We start from the raw sequence: 12,203 nt of genomic DNA on the forward strand, positions 1-12,203 counted from the left end.
ATGAATAATAAAACTAGAGAGATAACACTAGTAGCATTATTATCAGTAATAATATCAATATCAGGAACATTTAAATTACCAGGACTTATACCAGGAACAGAATTTCAAATGTCAGCACCAATTGCTATAGGTATATGTTCTACTTTTGGATTTAAAAGATATATAAGTGCAGGAATAATAGCTAGCATGATAAACCTTATTATGGGGACTCATACAATTTTAAATGTAATAGTAGCTATGACATTTAGAGTAGTAGCAGGCTCACTAATAGGTATTTTAGGTAGTAATATAATAGTAGTATCAACAGCTGGTATAGTAGGTACAGCAGTAGGTAGAGTAGTAATGGCAAGTATTACAGGTACGCCATTTAAAGCATTACTTTTATCAGCATTACCTGGTATGATTTACACATTATTGTCTTCATATTTTGTATATAAAACAATAGAAAAAATAGTAAAAGTAACACCTTATAAGTCATTTATAAAAAAGTATGATAAAAAAGAAAATGCAGTAGTAAATATTAAAGAAGAGCTAGTATAAATCTATAAAAATAAATTATAGATTATTAAAGCATAAACTAAAATAGTTTTAAAATATAAAATGCTATATTCAGAAGTGATATTTTATCTGAATATAGCATTTTAATTATAATTCTAAAATTAGATAAAGGATGATAACAAATGAATTTATATAGTATAAAGATGAGAGGAGCAAAAGAGCATAATCATATATCTGGAGCTGAAAGTATAGTAAGTGAAAAAGATTTACAAAATGCAGTTAGTGTTTTAATAAAAAGAGCATTAACACACTCAAAAGGAAAAAGTGATTCTATTAATATAAAAATAGAAGAGATTAATAAAGAAGAAATAAAATATATAGATCCACTTTATGTTACAACTTTAAATACTAAAAATAAAAAAGAAAGCTATGAGTTTTTATATAATAGTTTATTAAAATTAAATATAAATAGTAAAAATGCTATATACATTATAGACTTATTTAAAAGTATAAAAAATATGAGAGGTGCAGTACTTCTTGATGTTAATAATATTAAAAGACTAGAAAAAGATAAGTTAAGAGGAATAAGGGCCACTTATATGGATTTTGAAGATTCAAAAGTAGATAGGTTAGATAAACAATATGAATGCACTGATAACTTAAACAAAAATGAAAAACTACTTCAAAATACACATTTTATAGAAGCATTATGCCTATCATCTAAGGTATGTAATGCTCCTAATATAATAGGTGAAATATGTTGTTCTGATGATAAAAATTATACAACAGGATATATAGCAAGTAAAGAATTTGGATATATAAGAGTTAAACATATGAAAGATATAGGTGAGGATAGAGGAGGAAGAATATTTTTATATGATCCTACTATAGACTCTAGGTATACACTTGAAGACACTATAAAATATCTTGAAAATACTAAAGTTATAATTAAAGACAAAATCATATTTAAATAATAAATAAGGAGATATAATGGATAATATAAAAGCAAAACTACAACAAATAAAAGAGAATAATCTTTATAGAAAGATAAAATATTTAAATAAACCACAAGATAAATATACAACTATAAATAAGAAAAAAGCACTTTTAATGTCTTCTAATAATTATCTTGGCCTTTGTAATAATGAAGGAGTTAAAAAAAGTGCAATAGAATCTATTAACAAATATGGATTAGGTTCTGGAGGTTCAAGATTAACTACAGGTAGCTATGATTTACACAAAAAACTAGAAGAAAAAATAGCGAAGTTTAAAGGGTATGAAGATGCTATAATATTTAATACTGGGTATATGGCAAATATAGGGGTAATCTCAGCTATATGCGATGAAGATTATTATATATTTAGTGATGAATTAAACCATGCATCTATAATAGATGGGTGTAGATTATCAAAAGGAAAAACTATAGTATATAAGCATAATGATATTAAAGATTTAACTAATAAGATAAATGAAATAAATCCAAAGCATGGAATAATAGTTACTGATAGTGTATTTAGTATGGATGGAGATATATGTAAATTAGATGAAATAGTTAAAATAGCTAAAAAACATAACCTTATATCTATAGTAGATGATGCACATGCTACAGGAGTAATCGGTAAAACTGGAAGAGGAAGTAGTGAGTATTTTAATATAAAACCAGACATAACAATAGGAACACTTTCTAAGGCAATAGGAAGTGAAGGTGGATTTGTATGTGCTAGTAATGATATTATCGATTATTTAAGAAATAAATCAAGAAGCTTTATATTCTCAACAGCACTTTCTCCAGCAGTTATAGGAGCATCAATTAAAAGTTTTGAAATTATTGAAAATAATCCATACTTAGTTAAAAAGCTAAAAGAAAATGTAGAGTATCTATGTAAAGTTCTTAAAAATATTGGATTTGATATTGATAGAGAAACACCAATTATACCTATATTAATAGGAGATGAAAAAAAGGCAATAAAAATAAGTGAAAGTTTACTAAAAGAAGGTATACATATACCAGCAATAAGATATCCAACAGTAAAAAAAGGAGAAGCTATACTTAGAGTTACACTAATGGCAACTCATGATTTTTGTGATATAGATTTAGTAGTAAAAAGTATTAAAAAATTAATATAGTAAGAAAAATAACTATGATATGTTATAATGGATTAAAACGCCTAAGGAGGAAAATATGACAAATAGCCAAAACTTTAAGAGATACCTAAAAGAAAATGATTTAAAAGGATTAAAGACAATAAAAAAAGCAGAACTTCATAATCATTGTGGCTTAGGTATGAAATTTGATAATATACATAGTTATACAAAAGGCAAAATAAAAAGACCTTCTAAAGATATGAAGGGAATAAAAGGATTAGATGATTTTATATTTAATGAATATATGAATCATATAAAAACTAAAGAAGATTTCCTATGGACAATAGAAGCAACTATTAAAGATGCTATAGATGATAATATAGTAATACTTGAAGCTAGTGTAGACTGTCATGATATATTAAGATTTGAAAATGATAAAGATTTTTTTGATTGTATAGGAAGCTTAGTTGATAAGTATAAAGATAAAATAGATTTTAGGCCAGAAATAGGAATCGCAAAAAGTATAAGTGATGAAAATCTTGAAAATTTAATACCTAAAATTATAGATAGTAAAGTGTTTAAGTCTATAGATTTATATGGAGATGAAGAAATAGTTGGATTTGATAGATATAAAACATACTATGATTATGCTAAGAAAAATGGACTAAAATTAAAAGCGCATACAGGGGAATTTTTAGGTGCAGAAAATGTTAGAGAAGCTATAGAAATTCTTAATATAGATGAACTTCAACATGGATTTAGAGCAGTTGAAAGTGATTATGTACTAGATATGATAAAAGAAAGAAATATAAGATTAAATATATGTCCTACTAGTAATGTATATCTAGGAGCAGTAGATGATATAAAAAAACATCCAGTTAGGAAAATATATGATAAAGGTATAAATATAAGTATAAACACTGATGACTTGATAGTATTTGATTCTACTGTAAGTGAAGAGTATTTAATGCTTTATAATAATCATATATTTAATGAAGATGAACTTGATAAAATAAGAATAAATTCTTTAAGATAAATGCCATTTATATGGCATTTTTTTTATAAATATTTAGAGTACATTTATTATAAAGGTAGTTTTAATAAAAAAGCATAATTAAAATTACATTTTAGCAAAATAAAAAGTCTTTTATAAAAATTATAGTTTATTAACAAGTGAAATATTTGTATACTGAAATAGTAAGGTAAAATAATTAAAAATAGTAAAAGGATAGGGGAGTAAGATGAAAAACTATAATAAAACTAAATGGGGTATATGGTCTGTACTTACATTTTCTTTTGTAATAGCTTATTTTCTAAGGTTATCTACGGCAGTTATATCTGATAATTTATCCTTAGAATTAGGATTTAGTAATATAGAAATATCTAATATTGCATCATTTACTTTATATGCATATGCACTTATGCAAATACCAGGGGGGATACTTCTTGATAGATTTGGACCTAGAAAAGTATGTAGTATAGGTATGCTTATAGGTGGAATTGGTTCTATATTGTTTGGATTTATAGAAGGGATAAAAGTAGCCTATCTATCTAGAGTAATGATAGGTGCGGGAGTATCTGTAACTTTACTTTCTGTGTTAAAGTTTCAAGGAAGTTGGTTTAAAAAAGAAGAGTTTACATCAGCTACAGCTAAGTTTTCTTTTATAGGGTGCTTAGGTGGTGTATTTGCAACATTTCCATTAGTATTTCTAAATGATATTATAGGTTGGAGAAATTCTTTTATATTAATAGGTATTATAGGAGTTTTATGTGGAGTAGTAATATATTTAGTAGTTAGAGATACCCCAAAAGAATATGGATTTAAAGTTGATATAGAAGTTATAAAAGAAGAAAAAGTAAATTTACTTAAAGGATTAAAGTCTGTATTTAGAAATAAAGCGACTTGGTATAATTCTTTAATTATGTTTTCTATGGTTGGTATAACTACCGCGTTTAGTAGTTTGTGGATAGTATCGTATATTACAGATGTTTATGAAGTTAAAAAGAGTATAGCAGCTTTTATTGCATCATTTTTGACTTATGGTCTTGTATTTGGTGCTTTATTTATGGATTATGTATTTGCTAGAATAAAAACTAATAAATTTAATGTTATAAAATTTGGCAACATAATAAATATATTCATATGGTCTTATATAATACTTATAAGTAATGTCAAGCCACCTATTTTCACTCTTCCGATATTATTTTTTATAGTGGGAACTATAAATATGAGTCATATACAAGCATTTAATGATGTTCAATATAAAAATGAAGAAAAATACTCAGGATTATCTACTAGTGTTGTAAATACTTGTGAATTTATAGGTAGCGGTATAATAAATTTATTTATAGCTTTTACTATAGATATGAATGCTAGTAATGCAGTGCTTGGGTATAAATTAGGATTTGTGATATTTATAGTCATGAATATCATAGCTTTAATATCTGCTAATATAGGTATTAAAGAAGACAAAAAATCTTTGGCTATAAAGGTAGGTTAATATTTAATTAAATAAAAACACTAGTGTATAGGTAGTAATAAATTTTCATACATTGGTGTTTTTTATTATATTAAAAATAAAAACTTTATACATTTATTAGATAGCGTAGGAATATTGTTTAATAAATAGAAACTTCTCTATTTAATAAAACTATGGAGTTGGTATAATGTTTGAATTATTTGAAAGTTTTACTAATTGGCTATGGACATATCCTGTTTTAATTATATTAGTAGGTGGTGGCATAGTAATGACTTTCACACTCAGGTTTTTTCAATTTACTAAGTTACCATTTATACTAAAACAAACTTTTGGGAAAATGTTTGCCAAAACTGATGGAGATGGGACTATAAGCCCATTTCAAGCAGCGACTTCAGCGCTTGCATCTACTATAGGAGCATCAAATATAATAGGAGTTCCACTTGCAGTGGCTACTGGGGGACCTGGAGCTATTTTTTGGATGTGGCTTATAGCATTATTTGGATGCGCCCTTAAGTACTCAGAAATAATACTTGGTATAAAGTATAGAGTGAAAAATGAAGAAGGAGAGTATGTAGGTGGACCAATGTATTATATAAGAGATGGATTAAAATTACCTTGGCTTGGTAGTTTATTTGCATTTTTCCTAATGATAGAAATAGCTCCTTCAATAGCAACGCAATCAGCATCTTTTGTTCAAAGTGCAGAAACTATAAATATAGCACCTATTGTATCTGGAATATTATTAGTGGCATTTGTAGGTTTTGTAGTATATGGTGGTATAAAAAGAATAGGAAAGATAACAGAAAAGTTAGTTCCTATAATGGCATGTCTATACATAGTTATGGCCTTAATAGTTATTGGTCTTAATTTTACTGAAATACCTAGAGCATTTATGCTAATAATAGAGAGTGCTTTTACACCTGTAGCAGCCTTTGGTGGATTCGCGGGTTCAGCAGTAGCATCTACCATAAAAGCAGGAGCAGCAAGAGGAGCTTATTCAAATGAAGCTGGTATGGGTACATCTACAATAGCACATAGTGCAGCAATAACTGATCATCCTGCAAGACAAGGTTTATGGGGAGTATTTGAAATAATAGTAGCTACATTAATAATATGTACTATGTCAGGATTTTTAGTATTAACAACAGATATATGGACAAAAGTGGGTGCGGATAAGGCAGCAGCTATGCCAGCTATGGCAATGCAAACTGTATTTGGAAGTAGTTTTGGTGGAGGAATGTTAACTATTTGTATGCTTTTATTTGTATTTTCAACTATGATAGTAATAATTTTTTATGGAGAAAAACAAGCTGAATATTTATTTGGAAGTAAGTTTGCTAAGGTTATGAGAATAGTTTACTTGGCATTTATAATGGTAGGTGCTTTAGTAGATTTAAGAAGTGTAATTGTATTATTAGACTTTACTTTAGCTGGAGTAATAGTTACTAATATGATAGGAGTACTACTACTTAGAAAAGAAGTTAAAAAAGAGTCTGATAGCTTTTTTAACAATAAAGAGTTAATGAATAAATAGTTATTATAAATAAGTTTAGATTAAATACTCTTGACTGATTTATCTTTAAAGGAATTTATATAATTTTTATATATAAAATTAGGGGGAAAATTTTATGTGGTTAAACAGTGAAGAACTTAAAAACTTAGCTATTGAGTTAGTAGGTCAAAATAGTGTATCAGGAACTAATAACGAAGAACAAATGGCAAAATTGGTATATAAGAAATTATCACAATTAGATTATTATAAAGAAAATCCAAGCCATTTACATTTGCTACCTTTAAATGATAGTTTGAACAGATGTTTTGTATGTGCACTTATGAAATCTAAAAAGCCAACTAAAAAAACAATACTTACAGTAGCACATATGGATACTGTAGGTATAGAAGATGCAGGGAGCTTAAAGGAATACATATTAAAACCATACGAATATACTAAAAGACTAAGAGATAATATAGATAATCTAGATGAAGATTCTAAAAAAGATTTATTATCTGGAGATTGGTTATTTGGTAGAGGGATAATGGATATGAAAACAGGTCTTTCTATACAAATGTCTTTAATAGAGTATTTTAGTAAATTAGAGGACTTTGAAGGAAACATAATGTTACTTGCTGTACCAGATGAAGAAACAAACTCAGAAGGTGCAATAAGTGCCATTCCTTTTGCTAATAAACTATTAGAAAAAGAAAACTTAGAAGCTATAACAGTACTTAACTGTGAACCAGATTTTGCATCTTATCCAGGTGACGATAATAAATACATATATCTAGGAACTTGTGGTAAACTACTTCCAGGTTTTTATGTAGTAGGAAAAGAAACTCATGTTGGAGAAAGCTTATCTGGAATAAACGCCAACTTAATAGCTAGTGAACTTATAAGTAGATTAGATGTTAATACAGATTTTTGTGAAGAAGTAAATGGTGAAGTTACTATGCCTCCAACTTGTCTAAAATATAAAGATACTAAGGATTTATACAATGTTCAAACTCCAATATCTTCTATAATATATTATAATCTACAAACATTTAAAATGAACCCTAAGGAAGCTATAGACAAATTTAAAGCAGTGTGCAAAGAGTCTATAAATGAAGCTTATAATAAGGTTAAGAAATATCAAGAAATATACAAAAATAAAAGTAATCTACCAGTAAAGGATATGGATTTAGATGTTAAAGTTCTTACTTTTGATGAATTTTATAGCCAAGTGATAAAAGATAATGGTAAAGACTTCAAAAATCATTTAGATAAAATGATAAATACATGGATAGAAGACAAAACTTTAGATGAGAGAGATGTTAGTGCAAATATTGTTAAAGAAGTTCATAAATTTTCAAAAGATAGAAACCCTATGATAATAATATTTTTTGCACCACCATATTATCCACACGTAGGACTTGACGAAAGCAGAGAGTTTGATAAAAAACTTATTAAAGTAGCTGATAAAATAATAGAAAAAGGTAAGAAAGAATATAATGTAGAGATTAAAAAACAAAAATACTTCCAAGGATTATCTGATTTAAGTTATTTTGCACTACAAGATGCAGATGATGTTATAGACTTCTTAAAACCTAATATGCCTTCTCTTGGATATAATTATAAGTTACCGCTAGAAGATATTAAAAAATTAAATCTTCCTGTTATAAACTATGGACCTCATGGAAGAGACCCTCATAAGTTTACTGAAAGAATATTAGTAGACTATTCTTATGAGGTAGCTCCAAAACTTATAAGAGAACTAGTTTATGAGATATTTAATATAAAATAAAATTAACAAAAAAGCTATCTATTAAAGATAGCTTTTTATATAAACAAATGGATGTATAGATATAATATAAATTTGTTTATATAATTTTAAATTGTAGTAAAATATTAAATATAGACAAATAAAAAATGAGGAGCACATGGTATGGACAAAAGAAAAAAAATTATAATGAGTAGCATAGTAGTAGTTTTAATCATAAGTGGCTTTTTTATATTTAATAAGAAAGAAGAAAAAGAAGTTACTATAACCCCTACTAAAAAAGAAGAAAATGTATCAAACAAAACAGATAGTATAAAATTTTTAGAGGCAGTAGCTGGAATTAAAGCAAATAACGTAGAGATAATAAAAAATCCAGTAGGTGTAAAAGGGCAATTTATAGCGCCTAAAGAAGCTATTTTAAATGGGGTTAATTATTTTCTAGAAAAAACTAAAAACAATAAAATAAATAAATTGAGTATAAATATAGAGGATGGATATATAAAAGCAAGAGTAAATTATGAAATAATGAAAAATATAACAACTCCAATAGAAGTTAAAGTTATACCATCTTTAAATAAGGATAAAGACTTAGTATTAAATATAGAGGAAGTAAAATTACTTGATTTAAAGATAGCTAATTTTATAGTAGATATGGGATTAAATAGTTTTATAAAAGATTGGTTTCCAAAAGAAAAAGGTATATTAGTAGATTTTAATGAAGGAAATGTGATAGTACATAAAGAAAACTTCAAAGATGTAAAATTAGAAAAGATTAAATTAAATTCTAAAGGACTTAATATTGATATGATAATAAACTTAGAAAATATAATGCTAAAAGAGTCAAAATAAAGCTTTGTGTTATATATGAGATATGAAAAGGAGGCGATTATTTGTATAAACAAGGGGCAGTAATTTATTTTTCAGGAACAGGAAATACAGAGTACGTAGCAAGGTTATTTAAAGAAAATTTTGAGTTGAGAAATATAAGTATAGATCTTATAGATATACAAAAGTATAGTAAATTAGATCGAGAGTATGATTTTTATATATTTGGTGGACCAATACATGCTGATATGATACCTGATATTTTAATAGACTGGATAAAAAATATAAAAGATACAAACAAAAAATGTATAATATATTCAACACTCGCAGATAAAGAAGACAAACAAGGAAGAAAATACCTTGGTAAAGTAGTTAGTGAAAAAGGATTTGAAGTGTTAGTAGATGAAGCTATTTCTATGCCAAATAATTACTATGTAGCATTCTTTAAAAGAGACAGTGAAGAAGATATAAAACAAAGTATAGATAATTCAAAACCAAAAGTAGAGGCTATAGTAAATAAGTTTTTAGAAGAAGATTTAAAAACTATAAACTATAGTAAAAAGGTATTTAGCAGTAAAATAGTTTATGATATATTTTTAATGTATACTAAAAAATTTCCTAAAAAGAAATTTTCTTTAGATAAAGATAAGTGTATAGGATGCAATATATGTGAGAAAAATTGTCCTACTAATAATATATCTATGAATAATAATCAATTAACATTTAAAAATCAGTGCATAGGATGTTTAAAGTGTATACATAAATGTCCTACTAATGCTATTTTATACAAAAAACAAAACTTTAAACAATACAACATAAACCAATATATATAAAATAAAAGATATATAAGCTAGTAAAAAGCTTCTATATCTTTTTGTATATAGTACTTATACTTTGAATCTTTTAATTATTGCCATTGGTTTAATATATAATAAAAATATTGAGTAATTTTAAATTGAACTTTATATTTTTAAAGAAGAAAACAATTGCAAATTTATAGTTAAAAGTTTGTCAATGCAGGGATACAGTAATCATAATAATAAAAATAAAAGAAAAATTATTTTTTTAAAATCTTCTTATTAGTCTTTCGTTTGAATAAAATTTAATCAATTATTCAAAAAAATCAAAATGTGAAAAATATTAAAGATAATTAATGAATTAAATGCTTAAATGATTTGAAAATACTAGTGTGAAAACAAGGTAAATATATTGAAAAATGTAGTATAAACATATGTTAACTTCAAAAAGGCAAGTACTTATATAAAGAAAAAATTATATAATAATGAAAATATAAAATTAGAAAAAGTTAATTTTTAGAAAAATAAAATAAGTGAGAATATAGAAAATATTGTAAAAACATTGTAGAGTATTGTCGAAATAGCTTGTCAAATGTTATAATTTTATCATCCCTTAAGTAATACAGATGAAATTACAAAAGGAATAATCAAAAATAAATATTATGAGGTGCAAAAATGGGAAACAACACAAGTAGTGCAAAGAAACTTACTTTAATGTCATTAATATTAATGATATTTACATCAGTGTTTGGTTTTGCTAACATGCCAAGATCATACTACTTAATGGGATATGGAGCTATACCTTGGTATATACTAAGTGCATTAGTATTCTTCATACCTTATGCATTCATGATGGCAGAATACGGATCATCTTTCAAAAATGAAAGTGGTGGTATGTATTCATGGATGGAAAAATCTGTAGGACCTAAGTATGCATTCATAGGAACATTCATGTGGTATGCTTCTTATATAATATGGATGGTTAACGTATCTTCAGGTATATGGATACCGTTTTCGAATGCTATATTTGGAGCAGATTTAACTCAAAGTTGGAGTTTATTTGGATTAAGTTCAACTCAAACTATAGGAATACTTGGTGCTTTATGGATAGTATTTGTTACAGTAGTAGCAAGTAAGGGTGTTGAAAAGATAACAAAGGTTACTTCTATAGGTGGTACATTTGTTGCTTTATTAAACATAGTATTATTAGTTGGAGCATTAGCTGTAGTTATATTTAATGGTGGAGAATTAGCTCAACCAGTAAATAGTTTTGCAGATGCATTTTTAACTTCTCCTAACCCTGCTTACCAAAGTCCATTAATGGTATTATCATTTGTTACATTTGCAATATTTGCATTTGGAGGACTTGAAGTTTTAGGAGGATTAGTTGACCAAACTGAAAATGCTGAGAAAACATTCCCTAAAGGACTTGCAATATCTGCTATAGTTATATCTGTAGGATATGCTGTTGGTATATTTGCATGTGGTATGTTCACTAACTGGGCTGATATATTATCAGACAAGAGTGTTCACATGGGTAACGTTGCATATGTTTTAATGCAAAACTTAGGATACCAATTAGGACATGCTATGGGAACTACTGATGCTGTAGCTATGCAAATGGGTGCTTGGACAGCTAGATTCGTTGGTTTATCAATGTTCTTAGCATTTATGGGTGCATTCTTCACATTAACATATTCTCCACTTAAAACTTTAATATCTGGTTCACCTAAAGAAATATGGCCAGGTAAGTTTGCTGAGATGAAAAATGGTATGCCAGTAAACGCTATGAAAGTTCAAGCTATAATAGTAATAGTTATAATATTAGTAGTAGCATTTGGTGGTAAAGGTGCAGCTGACTTCTTCAATATATTAGTTCTTATGACTAACGTAGCTATGACTATACCATACTTATTCTTATCATCAGCTTTCCCAGCTTTCAAGAAAAAGCAATTAAATGGTGAAGTTGATAAGGCATTCGTAGCTTATAAGACTAAAGGTGCAGCAACAACTGCTGCTTGGATAATAGGAATAATGGTTGGATTTGCTAACTTATTCTCTATAGTACAACCAGCAATAGATGGAAAACCATTTGATACAATAATGATGATATTAGGACCAACATTATTTGGCTTTATAGCATTCTTGTTATATAATAGATATGAAAAGAATCATTTAAGCAAAAATAATACAAAAAAAGCAAGCTAGAATATAACTGATAATTAAAATAAATTTCATGTTTGAAACTTTAAAATATAGCT

Annotated in this window: 10 protein-coding genes; all 10 read left to right on the forward strand. The window is 26.9% G+C overall.

From position 1 onward, the window contains the following. The 10 genes from I4U89_RS03820 to yjeM all read left to right on the forward strand — a co-directional run bounded on the left by I4U89_RS03820 (position 1) and on the right by yjeM (position 12,150). Positions 1-540, forward strand: a complete 540-nt coding sequence (locus I4U89_RS03820; protein WP_195938485.1) for a hypothetical protein — start codon at positions 1-3, stop codon at positions 538-540. A gap of 140 nt (positions 541-680) precedes the next feature. Beyond that, complete coding sequence (locus I4U89_RS03825) at positions 681-1,472, forward strand: 6-carboxyhexanoate--CoA ligase (protein ID WP_195938487.1); 792 nt, start codon at positions 681-683, stop codon at positions 1,470-1,472. A 16-nt stretch (positions 1,473-1,488) separates the two neighbouring features. Continuing rightward, positions 1,489-2,625 carry an 8-amino-7-oxononanoate synthase gene (gene bioF / locus I4U89_RS03830; protein WP_195938489.1) on the forward strand — a complete coding sequence of 379 codons (1,137 nt, stop codon included), beginning with the start codon at positions 1,489-1,491 and terminating at the stop codon, positions 2,623-2,625. 55 nt (positions 2,626-2,680) lie between these two features. Next, positions 2,681-3,619 carry an adenosine deaminase gene (locus I4U89_RS03835; protein ID WP_195938491.1) on the forward strand — a complete coding sequence of 313 codons (939 nt, stop codon included), beginning with the start codon at positions 2,681-2,683 and terminating at the stop codon, positions 3,617-3,619. 205 nt (positions 3,620-3,824) lie between these two features. Beyond that, complete coding sequence (locus I4U89_RS03840; RefSeq protein ID WP_195938493.1) at positions 3,825-5,084, forward strand: MFS transporter; 1,260 nt, start codon at positions 3,825-3,827, stop codon at positions 5,082-5,084. A 166-nt stretch (positions 5,085-5,250) separates the two neighbouring features. After that, complete coding sequence (locus I4U89_RS03845; protein ID WP_195938496.1) at positions 5,251-6,597, forward strand: alanine/glycine:cation symporter family protein; 1,347 nt, start codon at positions 5,251-5,253, stop codon at positions 6,595-6,597. 94 nt (positions 6,598-6,691) lie between these two features. Further along, positions 6,692-8,344, forward strand: a complete 1,653-nt coding sequence (locus tag I4U89_RS03850) for a M20/M25/M40 family metallo-hydrolase (RefSeq protein WP_195938498.1) — start codon at positions 6,692-6,694, stop codon at positions 8,342-8,344. A 141-nt stretch (positions 8,345-8,485) separates the two neighbouring features. After that, a complete protein-coding gene (locus tag I4U89_RS03855) occupies positions 8,486-9,169 on the forward strand; it encodes a hypothetical protein (protein ID WP_195938500.1) in 684 nt (227 codons plus the stop codon). Between the two features lie 41 nt (positions 9,170-9,210). Further along, positions 9,211-9,978 carry an EFR1 family ferrodoxin gene (locus I4U89_RS03860; protein WP_195938502.1) on the forward strand — a complete coding sequence of 256 codons (768 nt, stop codon included), beginning with the start codon at positions 9,211-9,213 and terminating at the stop codon, positions 9,976-9,978. Positions 9,979-10,617: 639 nt separating this feature from the next. Beyond that, positions 10,618-12,150: a glutamate/gamma-aminobutyrate family transporter YjeM gene (yjeM, locus tag I4U89_RS03865; RefSeq protein ID WP_195938504.1), complete on the forward strand. Its 1,533-nt coding sequence runs from the start codon at positions 10,618-10,620 to the stop codon at positions 12,148-12,150. Positions 12,151-12,203 lie beyond the last annotated feature (53 nt).

The organism is Romboutsia sp. 1001713B170131_170501_G6 (assembly GCF_015668195.1).
Classification (GTDB): domain Bacteria; phylum Bacillota; class Clostridia; order Peptostreptococcales; family Peptostreptococcaceae; genus Romboutsia_C.

Bases quoted from the DNA above. Each gene is read 5' to 3' on its own strand.
- I4U89_RS03820 (WP_195938485.1), top strand. From the start codon at position 1: ATGAATAATAAAACTAGAGAGATAACACTAGTAGCATTATTATCAGTA.
- I4U89_RS03825 (WP_195938487.1), top strand. From the start codon at position 681: ATGAATTTATATAGTATAAAGATGAGAGGAGCAAAAGAGCATAATCAT.
- bioF (WP_195938489.1), top strand. From the start codon at position 1,489: ATGGATAATATAAAAGCAAAACTACAACAAATAAAAGAGAATAATCTT.
- I4U89_RS03835 (WP_195938491.1), top strand. From the start codon at position 2,681: ATGACAAATAGCCAAAACTTTAAGAGATACCTAAAAGAAAATGATTTA.
- I4U89_RS03840 (WP_195938493.1), top strand. From the start codon at position 3,825: ATGAAAAACTATAATAAAACTAAATGGGGTATATGGTCTGTACTTACA.
- I4U89_RS03845 (WP_195938496.1), top strand. From the start codon at position 5,251: ATGTTTGAATTATTTGAAAGTTTTACTAATTGGCTATGGACATATCCT.
- I4U89_RS03850 (WP_195938498.1), top strand. From the start codon at position 6,692: ATGTGGTTAAACAGTGAAGAACTTAAAAACTTAGCTATTGAGTTAGTA.
- I4U89_RS03855 (WP_195938500.1), top strand. From the start codon at position 8,486: ATGGACAAAAGAAAAAAAATTATAATGAGTAGCATAGTAGTAGTTTTA.
- yjeM (WP_195938504.1), top strand. From the start codon at position 10,618: ATGGGAAACAACACAAGTAGTGCAAAGAAACTTACTTTAATGTCATTA.